We start from the raw sequence: 22,845 nt of genomic DNA, 5'->3' as shown, positions 1-22,845 counted from the left end.
ATGGATATGTATAAAGGGAAGCGCGTTGTTGTTTTAGGTTTAGCGAAAAGCGGTGTGGCGGTTGCAAAACTGTTACACCGTTTTGGTGCTATTGTCATCGTAAATGATCAAAAGTCTCGTGAGGAAGCTACCGGATATGAAGAGTTAGAAGAGCTCGGGGTACAAGTTATTACAGGTGGACACCCTGATGATCTTATCTCCGAGGGTGTTTCATTAGTGGTTAAAAATCCAGGTATTCCATATGAATCAAAACCAGTTCAGCAAGCTTTAGCTATGTCCATTCCAGTTATTACGGAGGTGGAGCTAGCCTATCGATTGTCCAAAGCACCATTGATCGGCATCACGGGCTCTAATGGAAAAACGACGACTACGACCTTAGTGGGACTTATTTTGCATGCGGCAACTGTGGATGCTATCGTTGGTGGAAATATTGGCACGGTGTTATGTAGTTTGGCGGAAGAGATGAAGCAGGATCAGTATTTAGTGGCTGAATTAAGCAGTTTCCAATTAATAGGAACCGATACGTTCCGTCCGCATATTGCTACGATCTTAAATCTTTATCCAGCACATTTGGATTATCATCATTCGTTTGAAGAGTATACCAAGGCGAAATGTAAAATTTTTGCCAATCAGACGGAAGAAGATTATGCAGTTCTGCCGTATGATCATGAACCCGTGATGCAGGTTTGCCAAAACATTCGAGCAAAAACTTTCTATGTAAGTAGTAAGCAAGAGGTTCCGTGTGGCTCATTTATCAAGGATGGTATTGTCTACTTTAAAAACGTGGATGGCAAGGTAGATGAGATTATGAAAGCCAACGAGATTTCATTGCCAGGGGAATTTAATCAGGAAAATGCGCTTGCAGCGATCGTAATGAGTAGATTAGCTGGTGCTGACTACGATGCGATGAAGCATGTATTACGTAGTTTTAGTGGTGTTGAACATCGTTTAGAATACGTTGATACAATCGACGATGTAAAATATTATAACAATTCCAAAGCTACTAACTCCGAAGCTGCTATCCGAGGTATTGAAGCTTTTAAGGAGCCTGTTGTGCTTATCGCAGGTGGATTAGATCGGGGAGTGAATTTTGCCGAATTGGTTGAACCATTGAAAAACAAAGTAAAAGCAATAGTGACATATGGGCAAACATCTCCCATTTTACAGAAAAGAGCTGAAGAAGCAGGGATTGAACTTCGTTTTGCGGTCGATACTGTGGATAGTGCTGTCCAACAAGCAGCGGCTGTCGCAGAAGCGAATGACGTGGTCTTGTTAAGCCCGGCTTGTGCTAGCTGGGATATGTTCCCTTCCTATGAGGTAAGAGGGAGCATGTTTAAGGATAGCGTGCATAAACTTAGAAACAAGCCTATATAAACATGTCCCTTTGTGAGTTCAGACAAATATGAAAGCAAGGGGACGGCGTACGAAAGGATGGCTTGCGATGAGTAAAGTACGTTCTGCCCCTGATTTTGTTATCGTTTTTGTCACCCTGCTCTTATTAGGAATAGGGATTGTGATGGTCTACAGCGCCAGTGCTGTGTTTGCCCAGCACAAATTCCAAGACCCGTATTTTTTTACCAAACGGCAGATCATCTTCGCGATTTTGGGTATTGTCTCCATGTATGTGATGATGAATATTGACTATTGGGTATGGAAGAAATGGGCCAAAGTTGGATTTATTATAAGCCTGGCGTTGCTTGTGGTAGTTCTGGTTATCGGTCGTGAAGTTAATGGTTCAAAAAGTTGGCTTGGATTCGGCTCATTCGGTATTCAACCTGGAGAATTTGCCAAATTTGGTGTTGCGGCTTTTTTAGCCAGATGGTTGTCAGATAATCAAAAGAACATCTCTTATTTTAAAAAGGGATTGTTTCCTGCTTTGTTAATCCCAGTTGCATGTTTCGGGTTGATTATGTTACAACCTGATTTAGGGACTGGAAGCGTTTTGATGGGCATGGCGGTTCTAATGATTTTTGCCTCTGGAGCGAGAGTAAGCCATTTTGTTGGGCTTGGGATGATTGGCGCCGTGGGCTTTGTTGGTCTGATTCTGTCAGCACCATATCGAATGGCTCGGATTACTTCGTTTCTTGATCCATGGTCAGATCCATTAGGTTCCGGCTATCAAATCATTCAGTCACTATATGCGATTGGGCCAGGAGGTCTGTTAGGATTAGGATTGGGAGAGAGCAGGCAAAAGTTTTCCTACTTACCTGAGCCTTATAATGACTTTATTTTCTCCATTATTTCCGAGGAATTGGGCTTTGTTGGTGGGACCCTGGTGTTGCTCTTATTCTTGTTGCTATTATGGCGAGGTATGCGAGTAGCAATTACAGCGCCTGATCTGTTTGGAAATTTGTTGTCTCTTGCTATTATCGGCATGATCGGCATCCAAGTAACGATTAATGTAGGCGTTGTAACGGGCATGTTTCCTGTAACGGGCATCACCTTGCCGTTTCTAAGTTACGGTGGCTCCTCGCTAACGCTTATGCTTACGCAGGTAGGCATCTTGTTAAACATCTCCCGCTTTTCCAGATAACAGATAACATAAAAGAGATGGGTGATACTATGAGAGTCGTGTTAACAGGGGGAGGAACTGGAGGACACATCTATCCGGCGCTTGCGGTTGCAAAAGAAATTTTGCGTCATGAACCGCAAGCTGCCTTTTTGTATATCGGTACCCATAAAGGGTTGGAATCTACTATTGTCCCCAAATTTAATATACCCTTTCAAGCAGTAGAGATAGCAGGTTTTAAGCGCAAACTCTCTTTTGATAATGTGCGTACAATCATGAAGTTTATACGTGCGGTATCTGATTCGAAACGAATGCTGAAGGAATTTAAGCCAGACATCGTTATTGGTACAGGCGGTTACGTCTGCGGGCCGGTCGTGTATGCTGCTGCTAAGCTAGGCATTCCTACAATTATTCATGAACAAAATATTGTCCCCGGCATAACCAATAAATTTTTATCTCGCTATGTGAATCAAATTGCTGTCTCCTTTGAGGAGTCCTTGCCATTTTTTCCACAAGCCAAAACAAGCTTTATAGGTAATCCGAGGGCTACGGAAGTCATACATAGTGATTCTAGTAAAGGACGAAATATGCTAGGACTGCCAAGCGACAAAAAGATTGTGCTAGTGGTAGGAGGTAGTCGTGGGGCACGAGCGATCAATGAAGTGACGCTCTCATCTCTAACGCAGTTTAGCACGTATCCAGACTGTCACTTTGTCTATGTAACGGGAGCGGTTCATTATGAATCGATTAAAGAACGTGTAGAGCAAATGACAGATCGACCAAGCAACTTTACGCTCGTTCCATACGTCGATCATATGCCAGATTTACTAGCAGCAACACATGTGATTGTCAATCGAGCAGGAGCGTCTTTTTTGGCAGAAATCACGGCACTGGGGATTCCGTCGATTCTCATTCCATCTCCGTATGTAACCAATAACCATCAGGAGAAAAATGCACGAGGATTGGAAAGAACGGGAGCAGCAGCGGTCTTAGTTGAAAAAGAGTTAACATCTACGAAACTGATGTCCACGCTTCATACCGTGCTGACAGATGAACAAAAGTGGAGCAATATGCAAAAGGCATCCCTCTCATTAGGAATGCCAGAAGCTGCGAGTAATCTATATCAACAGATAGTAAAAGAGGTAAAACGCTAATAATAGGCGTTTGTCACGCTAGATCGGAAATGCGCATAGTATGGGAGCAAACGCGTGATTGAAAAAAGTTCCGACCTAGCATTTGTGTCAGGAGGTTCTTATGAAGCATGTAGCAGAAGCATTAGAACAAGCAAATGTTGGAAAAGTATGGGTTGAAGAGCCTCTCGCCAAGCATACAACATGGCGAATAGGGGGACCAGCAGACCTGATGATCCAGCCTACAGATAAAGAAGCGCTCATTCGGGCGGTTCAAATTATCCATCAACATGAGATTCCCTGGACTGTTATTGGGCGCGGTTCCAACCTTCTAGTGAGGGATGGAGGGATACGTGGGGCCGTGTTTAAGATAGCTCAGGGCCTAAGTCACTGCGAATTTCAGGGAGAAACGGTGTGTGTTGGTGCAGGGTACTCGATGGTACGCTTAGCGGTAGAGGCAGGAAAACAGGGCTTGACTGGATTAGAATTTGCAGGCGGGATTCCTGGATCTGTTGGAGGAGCTGTCTACATGAATGCCGGGGCGCATGGATCTGATCTTTCACGTATTCTAACAAGTGCCGAAATCCTTTTCAACGATGGAAAGACAAAGGTAGTAACCAAGGAAGAGATGCAGTTTAGTTACCGCACATCCCTATTGCAGCAACGCAAAGGTATTGTCATTGAAGCCACTCTTCAGTTACAGACCGGAGATCGCAAAGAGATTGCTACATCACTGGCTCAGTTCAAAGACCGTCGGCTTAGTACGCAACCTTTTAACTCGCCTTGCGCAGGTAGCGTTTTCCGTAATCCACCTGGAGATCATGCAGGACGTTTGATTGAAGCATCAGGGCTAAAAGGCTTTATCATTGGGGGAGCTCAAATATCTGAGATGCATGCTAATTTCATCGTAAATCGAGGAGGAGCCACGGCGACCGACGTCCTCACCTTAATTGAGCATGCTCGTGCTACGGTACTGAAAAACTTTAACGTAGATTTGCATACGGAGGTTTTGGTGATCGGCGAGGGGTAACACGGAGGTGAAAGTTTGGAAGCTTTTGCTATCGAAGGTGGAAAACCTCTGTCCGGAACGCTACGGATTCATGGAGCCAAAAATGCCGCTCTGCCAATTCTAGCTGCGACTGTACTCGCTGAAGGGCAGTTTCATATCTACGATGTACCACATTTGAAGGACATAGAAGTAATGCTCAAAATTTTGAGCGAAATTGGAGCGAAAGTAAGTCACAAAGAGCATACTGTCACGATTGATACGACAGGTATTAATCGGACTCAGGTACCTGAAGATTTAATGGGACAAATGCGTTCTTCCATTTTCCTCATGGGCCCATTATTAGCACGATTGGGGGAAGTAACCATTTCACGTCCTGGAGGCTGTGCCATCGGGGAGAGACGAATTGATCTCCATCTTTCCGGTTTGGCTGCTTTAGGTGCGCAATACATTGATGCTGAGGGCTACATTACTTTCCGTTCACCAGCGCTCGAAGGTACAAAAATATTCTTAACGTTTCCAAGTGTAGGTGCAACGGAGAATATTATGATGGCTGCTGTTCTGGCAAAAGGTACGACCCGGATATACAATGCCGCACGCGAGCCCGAAATCATTGATCTGCAAAATTTCCTAAATTCAATGGGAGCAAAAGTCCGCGGAGCAGGAACGGATACCATAGAGATTGACGGTGTTCCAAGGCTGAGAGCCATCAGTTATCGTGTTATCCCGGACCGGATCGTGACGGGCACGCATCTGTTAGCTGTAGGATTGTCAAAAGGACATATTGAACTTAGTAATACGATTCCTGAACATTTAACTGCTTTGGTTGAACTAGTACGTGGTAGCGGTGTTGAAATCAAAACATACCATGATATAATGGAAATAAAAAACACTTCTCGTCCACGGGCGATTAATCGCATTATGACGTCTCCCTATCCTGGTTTTCCAACCGATTTGCAAGCGCAGATGATGGTGTTTCTGTCGCTAGCAAACGGAACAAGTTTGATGAAGGAGACGGTGTTTGAAGGAAGGTTCAAGCATGTGACTGAACTGGAGCGCATGGGTGCTTCCATCTTTGTAGACCTAGGAACAGCTTTTATCCGTGGTGTTGATAAGTTTTATGGGGCTACAGTAGAGGCTACAGATTTGCGCGCAGGTGCTGCACTCGTATTGGCTGGTTTAGCTGCTCAAGGAACTACTCATGTTGAACAAACGCAACATATAGATCGAGGGTACGAACGTATCGAGAGACAACTGCAACAGTTGGGTGCTTCTATCTCTCGTATAACCATATAGCATACAAAAGTGGGGGAGCGGCATGGATGTTATGCCGCTTTTCACGCTTTATAAGGATAGTGAATAACCGTTGGGAGGGGAGAATAGTTGAATAGGTATAAGAACGACAGAATACCGCTCGTAAAAAATGCAACGCCACGTAAGAAAAAAGGAAACCGCCGTTTAATTATTGTGTTGGCTATTTTCTTCTTAATAGTATTAGGCGTTGTATTTTTCCGCTCTCCTTACAGTAAGGTAACTGATATTCAAGTCTATGGGAATATTTTATATACCAAGGAGCAGATTATTCAGGCATCTACCCTTACAAAAGGCATGCAGTTTTTTAATGTGTGGAATAGCGATGTTGAAGCAGGTATTTCCACATTAAAGGGCATCAAGGATATCTCTATCTCCCGTGATTTCCCTGGTGTTATTCGCTTAAATATTCAAGAATATCGCCGGACAGCCCTGTATGTAAATGGACAAAAACAGCCTAGTTATTTATTGGAAGAGGGTACGTTATTAGCTCCTCCAACACAACTTCTCATGATGGACAGACCTGTTATCCAATCTTGGGCGAGTAAGGATCCGAAAATGTTAAAACAGTTAGCTGAAGCCCTTATTTCGCTACAAGGTGGAGTTTTGCACCAAATCTCTGATCTATCGCTAGTACCTAGCAAATATGACGATCAGCAAGTGGTGCTAAATATGCGGGATGGGAATGAAGTTCGTAGTACACTCTCCCAATTAAAGAAAAAAATGCCTTGGTATCCGTCCATTGTACAGGAGATTCCTAAAGACCAAAAAGGAATTGTTAACCTTTTGGATGTGACGTGGTTTGAAGAATACAGTCATCATGTGACTAATCAACAACAATTACAACAAGTAACAAATCCTGATGGTAGCTCATCTAATCAATCTGGTACTGGTACGGATGCTTCCTCTAGTGAAAGTACAGAAAATCGTACGCAGGATCAAACTTCACAAACTCAGGACAACAACGGTCAAAACAATAGTCAAAACAATAGTCAAAACAATAGTGACCAAAAGAATGGACAAAATACGAACAATCAACAAAGTGACAATCAGAATAATGGGATTATTAACCAGAATAACGGTAGTTCGAATACCTCTAACCAAAATAACGACCAGAGCCAAAACAATGATCTGAGCCAAACCAATAGTCAGGCTGGTACTAATCAAGATACCCATTCAACGGAAGAAACAACTTCTTTTGAGTAAAAAATTCGAGGAGTCCAAGCAACTAGTAGAGCCAGCTAACCGTCTAGAAGGAAAATGAAAGGTGACAAAAGGCATGCGAGTTCGGAAATTTCATGTATATCTTACGCTGGTCATGTTTAGTACCGGATTTCTGATGGCTAACTCCATCGAGTTGACCCAGCTACATAAAAAAGTGGTGCAAACAGAAAAGGAATTTCAGCAAGAAACCAAGCTAAATGAACGTATTATTGCGGAACGAGAAAAGAATCGGGCACTTGAACAGCAATATACGGAAACTCAGCGTAAAGTATCCCAGGTAGAGACAGCGATGGCTAATCACCAATCAGAAGCGGCAGCGCTCTTAACGGCCTTGGACCGTTCGCGTATGCTGGCAGGGACGGTACCGGCGACAGGAACTGGTTTGATGGTTACCCTTCGAGATAATCCCAGTCCAATTAGCACCAATATTGTACAAAACATTGTCCACGAACAAGACATTTGGCGAGTAGTAAATGAGTTATTTGCCGCTGGAGCGGAGGGAATTAGCGTGAATGACCAACGCTTGGTTACCAGTTCCTCGATCCGTTGCGTGGGGCCTACCGTTATTGTAAACGGCGTAAAGTCGGCAGCGCCTTTTGTTATTAAGGCAGTGGGCGACCCTGTGACTTTAGAGGGAGCGCTTCAATTACCGGGTGGGGTTATTGATTCATTTGACGGGTTTATAAAAATTGAAACGGCGAAGAAAGATTCCCTTGAGCTACCTGCTTTTGTAGGTGAAGTGAAAATGGGAACAAGCTCTTCCTCCTAACAGGTGATACCATGCTGGAAAACCGTAAAATTACGTTTATATTAACCATTATTAGTGCTATCATAGGAATTATGTTAGCGACACAAATTCAGAGCACAAAGCATCCTAAACAAGCGGATGCGAGAAGTGTGATTGAACTTCGGAAAGCCCTACTAAAAGAACAGGAAAAAAGTAAGGACCTTTTAGCCGATATATCTAAACAGGGAGAACTTTTAGCCCAATATGAAGCATCTCTAAGTTCTGTAGAGACAATCGGTGTTATGAAAGAAGAATTAAACCGAACCAAAAAGCTAGCAGGTCTTGATGTTGTAGAAGGAAAAGGCATTATCATCCGTATTGAAAATATGGAAGTGCCAGTTGGCGATCATTGGGAAGGAGACGCTCCTCATATAGAGGAATCAGCATCTAGCTTGATGTTGGACGTTGACTTGCGTTGGTTGACCAATGAACTTTTAGCGAATGGTGCTACTGTGATTGCCATTAATAATAATCGGCTAATTTCTAATAGTTCGATCCGAAATGTAGGCGAGGAAATCCAAGTGGATACGAAAACCATTCGCTTGCCATATGAAATCAAGGCGCTAGGTGATCCTGAAACCTTACTAAGCAGTATGAAGCTAGAAGGTGTTGAAAGCACGTTTCAATCGATGAACAAAATTGTAAAAATGGAAGCACAGGATCATCTCATCATCCCGCCGTTCACAGGGAACAAGCAGATGCGGTTCATGAAACCGGTGAAGTTAAAAGGAGATTCATAATAATGTGGTTGCCGATTGTAGGGTTGATTGCAGGAGTAATAGCGGGATTTTATCTAAACATCAATGTACCTCAAGAGTATAGTAGTTACGTATCGATCGCATTGTTGGCTGGTTTGGATACGATTTTTGGTGGCATTCGATCTTATTTGGAACGAGTGTTCAATGTTCGGGTCTTTTTATCTGGGTTCTTTTTCAATACGCTGTTTGCCGCTGGACTAGCCTTTCTTGGAGCTTTTCTAGGCATTGATCTGTACATGGCAGCCATTGTAGCATTTGGGGTACGCTTATTTAATAACCTAGCCATCATACGTCGGATTTTGCTGGCAAAATGGTTAAATAAGCGTGATGTGTAAATAAATGAGCATCGGGTTCAACCAAATTATAACTTGGTTACAATTACCAATATGATTTTTAAAAAAGATTGTAAGAAAAAAAAGGGAATGGGTATCCTGTGTGGAATAAAATATGCAGATGTCATCACTTAATTAAAGTACAAGTTGAACTAGGGGAGGTGTCACTGGTTTGGTAAACAGTCAAAATGATCTTATTGTCAGCATCGATATTGGTACCTCTAAAGTACGCGTTATGATTGGAGAAGTAAATAACGGCAATATCAATATTATTGGTGTAGGCCAATCCCATTCAGAGGGCATTAGTAGAGGAACTATTGTAGATATCGACCAAACCGTGCATGCAATCCGAGAAGCAGTCGATCATGCTGAACGTATGGTAGGGGTAACAATTGAAGACGTTTATGTCGGAATATCTGGCACCCATATAGAGCTATTCGAAACGCAGGGCGTGGTAGCCGTTTCCAGTGAAGACCGCGAGATCCGTGAAGAAGATATTGATCGTGTTGTTCAAGCTGCAAAGGTTGTCGCACTGCCGCCAGATCGTGAAATTATCGATGTCGTACCGACGGAATTTGTTGTTGACGGTTTAGGAAAGATAAAAGATCCTCGGGGAATGATCGGCGTTCGTCTTGAGATGGAAGGCACCATTGTTACTGGATCCAAAACAGTGATCCACAATGTTGTACGATGTGCACAGCGAGCTGATTTACAGGTTGCTGGCATCTTTTTGCAACCATTGGCCGCAAGCTCCGTCGCCTTGACCAAAGACGATAAAAATCTAGGTGTTGTTCTAGTCGATATTGGCGCAGGCTCGACCACCATCGCAATTTTTGAACAGGGTCAATTAGTAGCTACTTCCACGCTCACAATCGGTGGAGACCATATCACCAATGATATTGCTCTCGGTTTACGCACACATACAGAAGTAGCAGAAAAAATGAAACGAAAACATGGGTGTGCTCTGATTGATGAAGCATCCGATGAAGAAAAATTCAAGGTAACACGTATCGGTAGTGAAGTGGAGAAACAATTCACTCAAGTCGATCTTGCCAATATTATCGAGCCACGGGCCGCAGAGATTTTCAACTTGATTGAAGATGAAGTATATCGTCTTGGGTTCCAGAATGAAATCGCTGGTGGATACGTTTTAACTGGTGGCACGGTTTGCATGCCAGGAATGTTAGAGCTTGCTAATGAAGAGCTAGCAGCACCTGTACGCATCGCCATACCTGATTATATTGGTGTACGTGACCCGGGATATACCATCGGTGTGGGCCTCATTCAATATGCCTCGATGCTGACGAATTATAAGTCCAAGAAGCCTGCCCCTGCAAAAGCGGCAAGCCGTCCGGCACCATCAGCACCGAAACGGGATTCTCAAGGGAATTTCATTGAAAAGATGAAGAATTGGTTTAGCGAATTCATTTAATCAAACCAACCGAACAGATAAAGAAGTTCAATAAAATTCGCCCCGTCGTCCTATAACAACGGGTTTTTAACAAAATTGAGAAAAGCGTGTATGAATGAATGAGGAGGAACTTTCAAGATGCTCGAATTTGACTTGGATATGGAACAATTAGCGCAAATAAAGGTTATTGGTTGTGGCGGCGGCGGTAGCAATGCTGTGAACCGAATGATTGCAGGCGGTGTAAAAGGTGTCGAATTCATTACGGTGAATACTGATGCCCAGGCGCTACATCTATCTAGCGCTGATATCAAGCTACAAATCGGGGAAAAGTTGACACGCGGCCTTGGTGCCGGCGCGAATCCTGACGTAGGTAAGAAAGCAGCAGAAGAAAGCCGTGAATTAATTGAGAATGCTCTACGCGGTTCTGACATGGTGTTTGTTACTGCAGGAATGGGTGGAGGTACCGGTACAGGTGCAGCCCCTGTGATTGCTGAAATTGCTAAAGAATTAGGTTCTCTAACAGTTGGTGTAGTAACAAGACCGTTCTCTTTTGAGGGCCGTAAACGCTCTCTGCAAGCAGAAGCGGGTATCGCTGCTTTAAAAGAAAAAGTAGATACGCTTATTGTCATTCCAAATGATCGTCTACTTGAAATCGTTGATAAAAATACGCCTATGCTAGAAGCTTTCCGAACAGCAGATAATGTACTAAGTCAAGGTGTACAGGGTATCTCTGATTTGATTGCAACCCCTGGTCTGATTAACCTTGACTTTGCTGATGTCAAAACAATTATGACTGAACGTGGATCTGCTCTTATGGGTATTGGTGTGGCTAGTGGAGAGAACCGTGCGGCTGAAGCAGCGCGTAAAGCAGTCTCCAGTCCATTACTAGAAACATCTATTGATGGAGCTCGTGGTGTTCTAATGAATATTACAGGTGGTACCAACCTGAGCTTATATGAGGTAAATGAAGCAGCGGATATTGTCTCTTCTGCGGCTGATCCGGAAGTAAATATGATTTTCGGTGCGGTTATTAACGAAGACCTGAAAAACGAAATCCTGGTAACGGTTATTGCAACTGGTTTTGCAGATAACCAACGCCATGTACCAGCGGCAACGCGTCGTCCACAGGCTGAAACGCAACAACAATCTGCTCGTAATATAGCACCACAACAGTCATCCTCTCCTTCCCGTTCTCGGGAAATGGAAGAAGAAAAGTCTATTAATATAAGCAACTTGGATAATCTAGACATCCCAGCATTCTTGCGCAATCGTCGTCGTAAGAATTAAGTAAGCGGATAAAATAGAGTGGAATAAGGATAACCTGAGGCCACAACCAACAAACATAGAAACCTTGTTCTCCTATAGAGAGCAAGGTTTTTTGCTTTGTAATTTTATTTTTTAACTTATTTGAAAGTGCACCATCTTCCCCATATGCAAGAACATGAATTTACAGAAGAACAGATGGAAGTTGTTTCCCATCTTATAAAACGAGGATATGTGTACAATTCAGAAGCTGAAGAGGAAGAGCTTCTAAAGCAAGCGATGGTGTTTGCTAGAAAAACACAAGTCATGCAGTATGTGATTTGCCCGACTTATACTTGCAATTTTCGTTGTCCTTACTGTTTTGAAAGCCATGAAATCCACGAGAAAATGTCTCTTTTAACGGATGAACAACCCAATGAGATATGGAAAGCCATTGATTTTTTTCACCAAGAGAGTGGTTTGAAAAAAGGAATGATTAACCTATTTGGTGGCGAACCATTATTACCATTTACACACAAAATCGTGCAAAAAATTTGTGAAAAAGCTGTTGAACTAGATTTTGAAATAGGTTGTAACACAAACGGGTATCATCTACCAACTTTTGTAGACCTCTTGGAAAACTATAAGGATCGACTCAACTTGACGATCACAATAGATGGTCCAGAACATATTCATGATCAAAGGCGAATCCTTGTGGGAGGAAAAGGTACGTTTAAAAAAATTGATAATAGCATTGTTGATGTACTTAATCGGGGAATATCAATAACAGTGCGTGTCAACATTGACAAGACAAACATAAATACCGTTTCCACTCTGATAGAGCATTACAAAGAAAATGAGATATTAGGCAGAGAAGGTTTTAAGATACATTTTGCTCCTGTAACCGATCATACGTGCCAAAGTACAGGTGATAACCTCATGCAAGGAATTGAGATTCTGAAACAATTGCGTCGAGATATTTCAAATCTGGAGGAATTGGAAAATCAGCAGAAGATAATAGTTGGCTCTGATATGTATCGATACATTTATTCTGTATCGCAGCTAGATCCCGAATTGCAAAGAAAAGCAATCCCATTTCTTCCAAACATCGTATTTTGTGAATCAGTGCAGGGTAGAAAAATTACTTTTGGCCCTGATAATCATATATATGCTTGTGCAGATTTGATTGGACGAGCCGAATATAAGATTGGTGATTATTACCCTGATTTTCTTCTTAAAGAATGGAAGTGGGATAAGTGGAAATCATTCAATTCTCTTACTATTCCACAATGTCGCAGTTGTTCATCTGCACCAATATGTGGTGGAGGGTGTGCCGCGGAAGCATTGGTGGTGTATGGAAATTTAGATCAACCGCATTGTACGCATGCAGGGGAACAAGTTCTTTCATATCTCGATTCCATTCGAAAAGAACTCACCACCATTTAATCATAAGAATAAGTGAGAAATTCTTTGGGTAAAGAGGGAGTGGTAAGCATGTTTTTCAGTACGTACAACTCATTTCATAAGCTTTCAAACGGAAGCTATGTTATCGTCAACTCTTTAAGCGGAGCGATTGACACGATTGAACCGGATGTAAAAAAAGTTCTAGATCAGATAAAATCAAAAACACAATGCGATTCAAATGCTGAACTAGACAATCTATTATCTTACTTGTTCAAGCGCGGATACCTCTTTGAAAGTAGGGAACAAGAGTGGGAGAAGCTGATTAAGCTTAGAGATGAAATGAATGCTCAGTTACAAGCTTCTTCACTGGGTGTCGTATTTAGTGTTTGCACAACGTACATGTGTAACCTACGCTGTCCCTATTGCTTTCAAGGACATGATATTCATAAAATCAATCATTCGCTTTCACAGGAAGAAATGGACAACATGTTTTTTGCGATTGATCGTATTCTGGAGACTGAAAAAGCGAGAGGCCGGTTCCAGAATGCCCAGCACACCATGCTTCTATATGGTGGGGAACCGCTACTTCCTACTTCAAAGAAGACGGTGCATGAAGTAGTACGTCGCGGCATAGAAGAATACGGTTTTCGTTCTTACGCGATTACAAACGGTACTTTCTTACATGAGTTTCTAGATTTTTTTGAACAATATAAATCAATGTGGGATTTTTTTCAGATCTCTATTGATGGACCAAAACATATTCATGATCAACGACGAGTCACAGCTGGTGGTCAAGGAACTTTTGACAAGATAGTCAGTAACATCGACTTGGCACTAACACGTGGATTCAAAATTGCTCTGCGAGCGAAGTATAAACATTTACGTAAGCAACTACAAATGAGGCAAACTGCTTCTTCACGTAGACGTTTGAAGAAAATCGGTCAACGAGAAAACCGTTGGATGACAGATGTTAATCACACTGTCAGTAAGGCACTCGTAGAAAAATATGGAGCAAATACACTCTTTGTTGTTGAAGACTTGACAGGTGTACGCAATGCTACTGAACGTGTACGTGTCAAAAATCGTTATGAATATGTATCTTGGGCATTCTATCAGTTGCGTCAAATGATAGAATACAAAGCTTTGATGCACCGATCAAAGGTGATGGCAGTTGACCCACGATACACATCGCAAACTTGTCCAAAGTGCGGGCATACAAAGAAAGCCAATCGAAACAAAAAAATACATGTATTCTGCTGTAAAGCCTGCCATTACACCTCAAACGATGATCGTATTGGGGCCATGAATCTTCAACGAAAAGGAATAGAGTACATCGTTGAAGTAACAACAGGAGCATAGCTTCTTTTGTTGGGTAGATGTCAACCTGCCCTGATGTAACACCACGCTTGTAAAAGCGAGAAAAGATAGGAGTCGAAAGATGCTTGTACTATCGGGTAGTTACAAGCTCGTGACTTTAGTCATGAGTTGTTGACCAGAATCATCTCTATTAGGGGGATTGTGGCAACGCTGGTGCTCGTCTCTTCATGCAACACAATTTTGTTATAGGCAATTGAACCTCTCATGGCTAAAGCCACGAGATTCCTGCGCTATCACATCCAACGAAGTGAGAATTAGCAGGCTATCCCCGTAGTCCCTACGGTTATTGAAAAAAAGTGTACGTTGGATTCTTCTCTCTGACCTACTGCTTGGTTTTCGCTTTTCGGTCAGAGAGGACGAAGGTGCTTGAATGTTTTACGCCACAAAGCATTCCTTATGGCAACCCCATACATTCAGTTTTCAATGAGCAATCTGTACAAGATTAGTATACCTGTTCTTGTTAGTTATTCAAAGAAGTAGTCGGACAATTAGCGTGTCAGAAGACACGTTTTGTCCGAAGCCGATTCATCTCATGATTAAAATCACGAGTGTTCTCGGCTAATTCATAAATTTGCTAGAATCATCTATGTTATAAGCAGTGAATATGAAACTAAAATATGAGTTTCACTATATAACAAAGCAGTTCTCCCAAAAACAGGCGAGAGACTGCTTTTTTCTTTACATCTTTACTCCTACATCCTTAACGCAAATACACATAAGAAAGAGACCGACCAACGGGAGGGAGAGGCGAATGGCTGGGGATATTTGTGCGACTCCAAACAGGAAAAGGTCTAGAATTCTACTATTGCCAAAATAAGCTACTGCCAAGGGGAAATGGGCCAACATCCCCAGTTTTTTCAACAAAAAAAGGGGAAAAACGCGGTCAAGTTTTGACAGACTTTACATATACATTGAGATATACTGTTTTTGCCAGACGGAGGTGAAGACAGTATATGGTGGTCTATCTGGATATCATTCTACTCCTAAATTTTGCAATTGATGCCTTATTGTTATGGTTTACCGCTTATTTTCGAAAAGAACGAATTGTTTGGTGGAGACTGTTAATTGCATCAGCAGTAGGGAGCTGTTATGTGGCCTTCTTCTTTTTTCCGTCTTTTTCGGGTATGTATGCGTGGTTTACAAAGCTACTCTTCTCATTATTTATTTTATGGATAGCCTTTGGGTGTAAACGTTTAACACATTTTTTACATCATCTAGCTATATTTTATTTTGTTGCATTTGTGTTTGGTGGAGGGGTATTTGCCCTTACTCTATTGACAACGAGCCAAAATGAAATTATTCAAGGCATTTTAGTTACCCATAACGATAGTTTCGGCGTAGGGACAAAACCAACACTACTCATCGTGTTTCTAGGATTTGTACTGGTATTTCTGTTAAGTAAAAAAAGCTATCAGTCTATCCAAGAGCCACGAAAAATAGAAGCATTCTTAGTGGAGGTAGAGGTGAAACTTACCGATCAAATCATTTTATGCCGTGGGCTTGTAGACACAGGCAACCAATTGCATGAGCCAATAACACGCATTCCAGTCATGGTTATGGAATGCAAATTGTTTAAAAAAATTTTACCGCTACCTATTTTACAAGTAGCAAGAGAGGAGGGAGAAAAGCTTCAGCGACTGGAGAACATTATGGATGAACTCCCGCTAGAGTGGCAAGGGAAATTGCGCCTTGTACCGTTTCGTAGCGTGTCTAGAGGAATGGATTTCATGGTAGCCATTCGTCCTGATCAAGTGGTGGTGGTACATGATGGGATGCGCCTCGTTACCGAACGTGTATTAATCGGGTTAAATCCGATTGAGTTATCAGCAGATGGCAAATATGAATCTATCGTGCATCCTGCATTAATTCAGCAAGAGGGAATAAACGAGAACACGAAAGAATCCAAAACAGTTCAATCAGCTAACATGATACAAGTAGTTCATACATCATCATTAGAACAGGAGGGCTAGCATGTACGTAAAAATTCGTCTATATGTCCAGTTAATGTGGTATCGCTTCTTGCTGAAAATCGGAGTGAAAGCGGAAGAAATATATTACATAGGTGGCAGTGAAGCGCTTCCCCCGCCCCTAACACGCGAAGAAGAAGAAGTCTTGCTCATTCGCCTTCCATCCGGTGATGGGGCAGTTCGAAGTATGTTGATTGAACGCAATTTACGTCTAGTTGTCTATATTGCCCGTAAGTTTGAAAATACGGGGATTAACATTGAGGATTTAGTTAGCATTGGAACAATTGGTTTAATTAAAGCGGTCAATACGTTCGATCCTGAAAAGAACATCAAGCTGGCTACCTATGCTTCCCGTTGTATCGAAAACGAGATTTTGATGTATTTGCGCCGTAATAATAAGATACGTTCGGAAGTATCATTTGATGAACCATTAAACATTGATTGGGATGGAAATGAGCTTCTGCTTTCTGACGTACTTGGCACAGAGAATGATACGATCTACAAAAATATCGAGGATCAGGTAGACCGTAAATTGTTGCATAAAGCGCTCGACAAGCTCTCGGATCGAGAGCGCGTGATTATGGAATTACGCTTTGGTTTGGCTGGGGAAGAAGAGAAGACGCAAAAGGATGTAGCTGATTTGCTAGGTATCTCGCAATCCTATATCTCACGTCTAGAAAAGCGAATAATCAAACGACTACGAAAAGAATTTAACAAAATGGTGTGACGCATAATTTATCCTCCTCTGGAAATACTGTTCCTATCCATACCAGAAAGTGGTTTTTTACAAACCATTTCTCCTGCCACCCTATTTTATAAATGGGATCATTTGCTTCTTTTCCTCGAATGCGGAGGGGGACGGAAGATAAGGCAGGGTACATACGGATAGGGACTTTTTTTCTCTGAGGAGGGAATGGTGTGTCACGCAACAAGGTTGAGATTTGTGGAGTAGACACTTCAAAGCTTCCAGTATTAAACAACAAAGAAATGCGGGAGCTCTTTGAACGATTACAGAGCGGTGAGCACTCTGCCAGAGAAAAGTTGGTGAATGGGAACTTACGTCTGGTGTTAAGTGTTATTCAACGGTTTAACAATCGTGGTGAATATGTTGACGATCTGTTTCAGGTGGGATGTATCGGCTTGATGAAAGCGATTGACAATTTTGATCTGGGACAGAACGTTAAGTTTTCAACATATGCTGTTCCCATGATTATTGGAGAAATCAGACGCTACTTGCGTGATAACAATCCGATTCGTGTATCCCGTTCCTTGCGAGATATCGCTTATAAAGCGTTGCAGGTACGCGACAGTCTGACGAATAAGCACTCGCGTGAGCCCACCATCGTGGAAATTTCTAGTGCATTAAATGTATCCAAAGAAGATGTCGTGTTTGCTCTCGATGCGATTCAGGACCCTGTTTCTTTGTTTGAGCCAATCTATCAGGACGGCGGAGATCCCATCTTTGTAATGGATCAGATCAGCGATGAAAAGAACAAAGATATCTTCTGGGTCGAGGAGATTGCTCTTCGTGAAGGCATGCAACGTTTAGGCGATCGAGAAAAAATGATTTTGTCTATGCGCTTCTATGAAGGGAAAACGCAGATGGAAGTAGCAGAGGAAATCGGGATTTCGCAAGCACAGGTCTCAAGACTGGAAAAAGCAGCGATTTCACATATGCAAAAGCATGTTCAATCGTAGCTAATCAATCACAGTTCCCATTAGCAGAATTATAGCAGGCTTTATACCACGCCTTGTTCAAGCAATGTTATGTTGCTTGGCAAGGCTATTTTTAACGGAGCTACTTTTTCAACGAAAGATACATATACATAAATAAGGGCTGTAGGCGAGTAGTTGAAAAGAAAGAGTGGTGAACTCCCATGGTGAAAATTTCCGAATTCCAAACCAAAGAGGTCGTCAACATAATAGATGGAAAGCGTTTAGGCCAAATTTCTGATTTAGAAATCGACTTAAAAGTAGGACGTGTCGAGGCTATCGTTGTCCCGGGAGAAGGACGATTTTTTGGATTATTTGCGGGGTCAAATGAGCATGTTATTCCATGGCGAAATATTGTTAAGATTGGCAAGGATGTTGTGTTGGTACGATTAGAGGAACCTATCAGATTGGATACCAAACGTACGGATGAAGAGCTTTCTTGAAAAGGTAGTAGTAGGATATAGCAGATGTCGTAAAAATAAGATCGATTTACTTGCCCTGACTGCTACAAAACCAGTAAGATATTAGAAAGGACTTTAGATACGAAAGGAGAGCAGATATATGGAGCCATTTCAGTTAAACGATACTACCCACACTTTGCATCTGAAGAAATGGGAGTCTGCTTATCCAGGACTGACAGCAGGGTTTACGACAAGGTGGGGTAAAGAGAGCACAGCTAGTTCTCAAACGTGTAATTTGGGATTACATGTGGGAGATAATCCTAACCATGTGATTAAAAATCGTCAGGGACTTGCTGATCAGCAAGGATTTTTGTTTGAAACATGGACCTGCGCTGATCAGATACATGGCAATAAAGTAACCAAAATTACTGCCGGCCAGATTGGTGCCGGCAGAGATAGTTTAGAGAGTGTCGTTGCAGATACAGATGGGTTATATACCACTGAGCGGGGAGTTTTTTTAACCTCTTTTTATGCTGATTGTGTTCCCCTCTTTTTTCTTGATCCAATCTCGAAAGCAATAGGACTGGCTCATGCAGGATGGAAGGGCACTGTTTCCTTGATCGCTCGGGAAATGGTTGAAGCCTTTAGCCGGGAATATCAATCCAACCCAGAGGATATCTATGTGGCAATTGGACCTAGTATCGGGGGCTGTTGCTATGAAGTGGATGAGCGCGTAATGCAACAGGTACGTATGGCGACTTCCCAATGGGAACAAGCTGTGCAATCCAGCAGCACTAGCGGTCATTTTATGCTAGATTTACGTCACTTAAATCAGTTGATAGTAAAGGAGGCAGGGGTTCTTGCTTCCCATATTAGTACGACTCATTATTGCACAAGTTGTCGTAACGATTTATTCTTTTCTCATCGAAAGGATCAGGGAAAAGCAGGTAGAATGGCTTCATTTATTGGGTGGAAGGAGCAAACAACATGACTAGAATGGTAGCAAAAGCTACAGTTGAACAGCGTATGGTTGACATTGAACAGAAAATAGCAGCAGCCTGTGAGCGGTCAAATCGTCAGCGTGAAGAGGTAAAAGTGGTAGCGGTGACGAAATATGTAGATACACCTGCGATTGGGGAAATCATCGATGCTGGACTTGCCCACATTGGGGAAAATCGTATCCAAGATGCACTTCCAAAATACGAAGCGTATAAAGACAAGGCGGTTTGGCACTACATCGGTCATTTGCAAACCAACAAGGTAAAAGATGTAGTGGGACGTTTTACATACATACATTCCTTAGACAGATTATCGATGGCCGAAGAAATTGAAAAACGAGCTAGCAAGCTAGGAATTGTCGTTTCTTGCTTGCTACAGATAAATATCTCCCAAGAAGAAACAAAATTTGGTTTACATCCGGATGATGTCTTGGCTTTTGTCAAAGAAATTAGTAATATGGAACACATAAGTATTGATGGATTAATGACTATGGCACCGCAAACAGAAGACCCTGAAGAGATTCGGTATGTGTTTCGTGGTTTGCGCGAATGGCAACAACGGATCAAAGAATGTAACTTACCTCGTGTGACAGTTCAGGAATTATCAATGGGCATGTCAGGAGATTTTGAGATAGCTATCGAAGAAGGGGCCACGTTTGTGCGTCTAGGCTCCGTGCTCGTGCAACCGGAATAGCGGAATAAGAGCGGCTTTTGTCCGGAGAGGAGGAAGGAATTTGGGAGTCATGAATAAACTAATGAATTTTTTTGGTCTGGAAAATGAAGAGTATGTGGAAGAGTATGTGGAAGAAGATCGTGATCAGGAAGCTCCTCCTAAGAAGAATGGGCAAAGAGCATCAGCTGGAAGTAATGTGGTGAGCCTGCATGCGGCTAGAGATCGTGAAGGTATTAGACTCATGCTATTTGAGCCACGCCATTATAGCGATGCGCAGGATATTGCAGACAGCTTGCGTAATAGACGACCTGTTGTAGTTAATTTGCAGCGTGTGGAGAACGATCAGGCAAAACGCATTATTGATTTCCTCAGTGGAACGGTATATGCCCTGAATGGAGACATCCAGAAGGTAGGGGAACAAATTTTTGTTTGCACGCCTGATCATGTGGATATTCAGGGAACCATTTCAAGCGTCATAGTAGAAGAGTAAGACATCAAGTTACTGGGGTGAATAAATGTATATATTGGGTGCAATTATTAACTTTGCGTTTCAAATCTATTTTTACATGGTAATTGCCTATGTCTTTATGTCATGGGTGCCACAAATGAGGGAAACGTCAATTGGTCAATTGTTGGAACGATTGGTAGAGCCATATCTATCTATTTTCCGCCGGTTCATTCCGCCTCTTGGCTTTATTGACTTGTCCCCGATGGTTGCTATGCTTGCGTTGTATTTTGCTAGAGAGGGATTATTTTCTCTGTTGAGTAGGTTCCTGTAAGAAAAGAGCGATGAGCAGATGAGTATTTACCATCATTTTAAAAAAGAAGAATATCCTTTCGTAGAACGGGCGCTGGAAATGCTAAGGCTAGTAGAAGAGCGGCAGATCACACGCTTAACGGATTTTCTTGATCCACGCCAACTTTTTATCTTACAAAGTCTTACATCACAAGTCCAGGACGTCAAAGTATCGGCTTCCGGTGGATATGATGAGGCAGAGAGGGTGCGCGTTTTGTTGCATCCCGCCTATATCGTACCTGAGGATGCCAATTTTCGCTTGTGTTTGTTTGAAATTACGGGTAACCAGCGTTTTGTTGCACTGGAGCATCGGGATGTAATGGGCGCATTGTTACATGTAGGCATAAAACGGGAAAAATTCGGTGATATTTTGCTTAACGGAGAAACATGTCAAACGGTTGTAGCCGAAGAAGTGGCTGATTTTGTTCGTATGCAGGTTACTCACATTCATCGCATTCCAGTTAGCTTACAAGAGTTACCTTTAACGGATGTCAAAGCATCCGAGAAAAAGGGGAAAAACAAAAGCTTCACTGTGCTCTCTGCCAGGCTTGATGCTATTATTGGAGAGGTATGTAACCTTTCACGAGCTAAGGCGTTGCTTCCTATTCGTGCTGGGAAATGCAAAGTGAATCATAAGGTAGTTGAAGACCCCTCGCATAGTATTAATCAAGGTGATATGATCTCGCTTGGTGGCTTCGGGAGATTTGAAATTACTGAGGTAACTGGACCAACTAAGAGTGGGCGCTTACGTCTGACCGCCTTTATATTTACGTGATTACTCGCATTTTTTCCCGAAGTGTGGCAGGATTTTTTATAGAAACTGTCGAAAGTATGGGGTAACTTGCCAACATAAGAAAACGGGGAAAGTGAGGAACTGTCTATGCCATTAACGCCTCTTGATATACATAATAAGGAATTTAGTTCCGGTTTCCGCGGTTATAATGTGGATGAAGTCAATGAGTTCTTGGACCAAATCATTAAAGACTTCGAGCTTATGATCAAGGAAAAAAGGGAAGTTGAAGAGCGCATGTCGCTGTTAACTGAGCGTTTGGACCATTATAAGAACTTAGAAGAAAATTTGAGTAAATCAATCCTAGTTGCTCAAGAAACCGCAGAAGAAGTGAGAACCAACGCGCGTAAAGAATCGCAGTTGATTTTAAAAGAAGCTGAAAAGAACGCGGATCGAATTATCAATGAAGCCTTGGCTAAATCACGTAAGGTAGCTATTGAGATTGAAGAGCTGAAAAAACGTGCTTCCGTCTATCGCATGCGTTTTCGCACGTTGCTCGAAGCACAATTGGAAATGCTGGAGAACGGCGATTGGGACGATTTACAAAAAATGGATTCTTCTTATGAAGGGTAACCAAAGGAATAAAGCATTGACGTTCTGTTAAAGATGGAATTATAATGTATACCAAGTTTTTATTCAGTTTTTACCCATATAACGAACAACGATGATTGGGAAAGTAAAGGTGTAAGTAATCCGTAACAGAGAGCCAAGCGGGTGGTGAAAGCTTGGACGGAGTTGACCCTTGAAGATCACCCAGGAGTTCATATCTGAAAGCATCATAAATGATGCGACTAGGTGAGCGTTACATTCACGTTACGAATGAATGAGTGGACATGAAAAGGCTTAGACATTTTGCCAAATCATGTTTATTAGGGTGGTACCACGGGAAGCTTTTCTCGTCCCTACGGGGATTAGAAAGGCTTTTTTTGTTGAGTAAAAATAGCTATACATGCTAATGGGCCTGTAATCACCCGGCAATAAGACTGGTATCGTAACTATAATCAAGGAGTGAATAC

General features: G+C 42.3%; 23 protein-coding genes. All 23 read left to right on the top strand.

The window, feature by feature from the left end; translation table 11 throughout:
* The 23 genes from EEL30_24505 to EEL30_24395 all read left to right on the top strand — a co-directional run bounded on the left by EEL30_24505 (position 1) and on the right by EEL30_24395 (position 22,402).
* Positions 1-1,374 carry a UDP-N-acetylmuramoyl-L-alanine--D-glutamate ligase gene (locus EEL30_24505; GenBank protein QDX95176.1) on the top strand — a complete coding sequence of 458 codons (1,374 nt, stop codon included), beginning with the start codon at positions 1-3 and terminating at the stop codon, positions 1,372-1,374.
* Positions 1,375-1,441: 67 nt separating this feature from the next.
* Positions 1,442-2,533 carry a stage V sporulation protein E gene (spoVE, locus tag EEL30_24500; protein ID QDX95175.1) on the top strand — a complete coding sequence of 364 codons (1,092 nt, stop codon included), beginning with the start codon at positions 1,442-1,444 and terminating at the stop codon, positions 2,531-2,533.
* Between the two features lie 29 nt (positions 2,534-2,562).
* Positions 2,563-3,663 carry an undecaprenyldiphospho-muramoylpentapeptide beta-N-acetylglucosaminyltransferase gene (murG, locus tag EEL30_24495; protein ID QDX95174.1) on the top strand — a complete coding sequence of 367 codons (1,101 nt, stop codon included), beginning with the start codon at positions 2,563-2,565 and terminating at the stop codon, positions 3,661-3,663.
* Positions 3,664-3,763: 100 nt separating this feature from the next.
* Positions 3,764-4,669 carry a UDP-N-acetylmuramate dehydrogenase gene (gene murB / locus EEL30_24490; protein ID QDX95173.1) on the top strand — a complete coding sequence of 302 codons (906 nt, stop codon included), beginning with the start codon at positions 3,764-3,766 and terminating at the stop codon, positions 4,667-4,669.
* A gap of 15 nt (positions 4,670-4,684) precedes the next feature.
* On the top strand, positions 4,685-5,941 hold the full coding sequence (gene murA / locus EEL30_24485) for a UDP-N-acetylglucosamine 1-carboxyvinyltransferase (protein ID QDX95172.1): 1,257 nt from the start codon (positions 4,685-4,687) through the stop codon (positions 5,939-5,941).
* Between the two features lie 87 nt (positions 5,942-6,028).
* Positions 6,029-7,162: an FtsQ-type POTRA domain-containing protein gene (locus EEL30_24480; protein QDX95171.1), complete on the top strand. Its 1,134-nt coding sequence runs from the start codon at positions 6,029-6,031 to the stop codon at positions 7,160-7,162.
* A gap of 73 nt (positions 7,163-7,235) precedes the next feature.
* Positions 7,236-7,949 carry a DUF881 domain-containing protein gene (locus EEL30_24475; protein ID QDX95170.1) on the top strand — a complete coding sequence of 238 codons (714 nt, stop codon included), beginning with the start codon at positions 7,236-7,238 and terminating at the stop codon, positions 7,947-7,949.
* A gap of 11 nt (positions 7,950-7,960) precedes the next feature.
* Positions 7,961-8,707, top strand: a complete 747-nt coding sequence (locus EEL30_24470; protein ID QDX95169.1) for a DUF881 domain-containing protein — start codon at positions 7,961-7,963, stop codon at positions 8,705-8,707.
* Between the two features lie 2 nt (positions 8,708-8,709).
* The gene (locus EEL30_24465; GenBank protein QDX95168.1) at positions 8,710-9,060 is read left to right on the top strand and encodes a DUF1290 domain-containing protein; all 351 of its coding nucleotides are present in this window, start codon (positions 8,710-8,712) and stop codon (positions 9,058-9,060) included.
* A gap of 169 nt (positions 9,061-9,229) precedes the next feature.
* A complete protein-coding gene (gene ftsA / locus EEL30_24460) occupies positions 9,230-10,489 on the top strand; it encodes a cell division protein FtsA (GenBank protein ID QDX95167.1) in 1,260 nt (419 codons plus the stop codon).
* A 117-nt stretch (positions 10,490-10,606) separates the two neighbouring features.
* Complete coding sequence (ftsZ, locus tag EEL30_24455) at positions 10,607-11,755, top strand: cell division protein FtsZ (GenBank protein ID QDX95166.1); 1,149 nt, start codon at positions 10,607-10,609, stop codon at positions 11,753-11,755.
* Positions 11,756-11,899: 144 nt separating this feature from the next.
* Positions 11,900-13,156, top strand: a complete 1,257-nt coding sequence (locus tag EEL30_24450; GenBank protein ID QDX95165.1) for a radical SAM protein — start codon at positions 11,900-11,902, stop codon at positions 13,154-13,156.
* A 297-nt stretch (positions 13,157-13,453) separates the two neighbouring features.
* On the top strand, positions 13,454-14,473 hold the full coding sequence (locus tag EEL30_24445; protein QDX95877.1) for a radical SAM protein: 1,020 nt from the start codon (positions 13,454-13,456) through the stop codon (positions 14,471-14,473).
* Between the two features lie 971 nt (positions 14,474-15,444).
* Positions 15,445-16,461, top strand: coding sequence for a sigma-E processing peptidase SpoIIGA (spoIIGA, locus tag EEL30_24440; GenBank protein ID QDX95164.1), 1,017 nt, complete (start codon positions 15,445-15,447; stop codon positions 16,459-16,461).
* Position 16,462: 1 nt separating this feature from the next.
* Positions 16,463-17,185 (top strand): RNA polymerase sporulation sigma factor SigE, encoded by a 723-nt coding sequence (gene sigE / locus EEL30_24435; protein QDX95163.1) that lies wholly within the window; start codon positions 16,463-16,465, stop codon positions 17,183-17,185.
* Positions 17,186-17,376: 191 nt separating this feature from the next.
* On the top strand, positions 17,377-18,156 hold the full coding sequence (sigG, locus tag EEL30_24430; protein QDX95162.1) for an RNA polymerase sporulation sigma factor SigG: 780 nt from the start codon (positions 17,377-17,379) through the stop codon (positions 18,154-18,156).
* A 179-nt stretch (positions 18,157-18,335) separates the two neighbouring features.
* Positions 18,336-18,614, top strand: coding sequence for a YlmC/YmxH family sporulation protein (locus EEL30_24425; GenBank protein QDX95161.1), 279 nt, complete (start codon positions 18,336-18,338; stop codon positions 18,612-18,614).
* Between the two features lie 118 nt (positions 18,615-18,732).
* Entirely contained in the window at positions 18,733-19,563 is an 831-nt protein-coding gene (gene pgeF / locus EEL30_24420) for a peptidoglycan editing factor PgeF (GenBank protein QDX95160.1), read from the top strand.
* Complete coding sequence (locus EEL30_24415) at positions 19,560-20,264, top strand: YggS family pyridoxal phosphate-dependent enzyme (protein ID QDX95159.1); 705 nt, start codon at positions 19,560-19,562, stop codon at positions 20,262-20,264. Before pgeF ends, EEL30_24415 begins: the two co-directional genes overlap by 4 nt.
* A gap of 40 nt (positions 20,265-20,304) precedes the next feature.
* On the top strand, positions 20,305-20,733 hold the full coding sequence (locus EEL30_24410) for a cell division protein SepF (GenBank protein ID QDX95158.1): 429 nt from the start codon (positions 20,305-20,307) through the stop codon (positions 20,731-20,733).
* Between the two features lie 25 nt (positions 20,734-20,758).
* On the top strand, positions 20,759-21,022 hold the full coding sequence (locus EEL30_24405; GenBank protein QDX95157.1) for a YggT family protein: 264 nt from the start codon (positions 20,759-20,761) through the stop codon (positions 21,020-21,022).
* Between the two features lie 18 nt (positions 21,023-21,040).
* Entirely contained in the window at positions 21,041-21,814 is a 774-nt protein-coding gene (locus EEL30_24400) for a hypothetical protein (protein QDX95156.1), read from the top strand.
* Positions 21,815-21,919: 105 nt separating this feature from the next.
* Positions 21,920-22,402 (top strand): DivIVA domain-containing protein, encoded by a 483-nt coding sequence (locus EEL30_24395; protein QDX95155.1) that lies wholly within the window; start codon positions 21,920-21,922, stop codon positions 22,400-22,402.
* The last annotated feature ends 443 nt before the right edge of the window (positions 22,403-22,845 follow it).

The organism is Brevibacillus laterosporus, from assembly GCA_007833815.1.
GTDB lineage: Bacteria > Bacillota > Bacilli > Brevibacillales > Brevibacillaceae > Brevibacillus_B > Brevibacillus_B laterosporus_D.
The sequence above is the reverse complement of the archived record's forward strand: the minus strand, read 5'-3'. Positions and strand labels throughout refer to the sequence as shown.

Coding starts and splice junctions, on each gene's coding strand:
- EEL30_24505 (QDX95176.1), top strand. CDS start 1: ATGGATATGTATAAAGGGAAGCGCGTTGTTGTTTTAGGTTTAGCGAAA.
- spoVE (QDX95175.1), top strand. CDS start 1,442: ATGAGTAAAGTACGTTCTGCCCCTGATTTTGTTATCGTTTTTGTCACC.
- murG (QDX95174.1), top strand. CDS start 2,563: ATGAGAGTCGTGTTAACAGGGGGAGGAACTGGAGGACACATCTATCCG.
- murB (QDX95173.1), top strand. CDS start 3,764: ATGAAGCATGTAGCAGAAGCATTAGAACAAGCAAATGTTGGAAAAGTA.
- EEL30_24475 (QDX95170.1), top strand. CDS start 7,236: ATGCGAGTTCGGAAATTTCATGTATATCTTACGCTGGTCATGTTTAGT.
- EEL30_24470 (QDX95169.1), top strand. CDS start 7,961: ATGCTGGAAAACCGTAAAATTACGTTTATATTAACCATTATTAGTGCT.
- EEL30_24465 (QDX95168.1), top strand. CDS start 8,710: ATGTGGTTGCCGATTGTAGGGTTGATTGCAGGAGTAATAGCGGGATTT.
- ftsZ (QDX95166.1), top strand. CDS start 10,607: ATGCTCGAATTTGACTTGGATATGGAACAATTAGCGCAAATAAAGGTT.
- EEL30_24450 (QDX95165.1), top strand. CDS start 11,900: ATGCAAGAACATGAATTTACAGAAGAACAGATGGAAGTTGTTTCCCAT.
- EEL30_24445 (QDX95877.1), top strand. CDS start 13,454: ATGAATGCTCAGTTACAAGCTTCTTCACTGGGTGTCGTATTTAGTGTT.
- spoIIGA (QDX95164.1), top strand. CDS start 15,445: ATGGTGGTCTATCTGGATATCATTCTACTCCTAAATTTTGCAATTGAT.
- sigE (QDX95163.1), top strand. CDS start 16,463: ATGTACGTAAAAATTCGTCTATATGTCCAGTTAATGTGGTATCGCTTC.
- EEL30_24425 (QDX95161.1), top strand. CDS start 18,336: ATGGTGAAAATTTCCGAATTCCAAACCAAAGAGGTCGTCAACATAATA.
- pgeF (QDX95160.1), top strand. CDS start 18,733: ATGGAGCCATTTCAGTTAAACGATACTACCCACACTTTGCATCTGAAG.
- EEL30_24415 (QDX95159.1), top strand. CDS start 19,560: ATGACTAGAATGGTAGCAAAAGCTACAGTTGAACAGCGTATGGTTGAC.
- EEL30_24405 (QDX95157.1), top strand. CDS start 20,759: ATGTATATATTGGGTGCAATTATTAACTTTGCGTTTCAAATCTATTTT.
- EEL30_24400 (QDX95156.1), top strand. CDS start 21,041: ATGAGTATTTACCATCATTTTAAAAAAGAAGAATATCCTTTCGTAGAA.
- EEL30_24395 (QDX95155.1), top strand. CDS start 21,920: ATGCCATTAACGCCTCTTGATATACATAATAAGGAATTTAGTTCCGGT.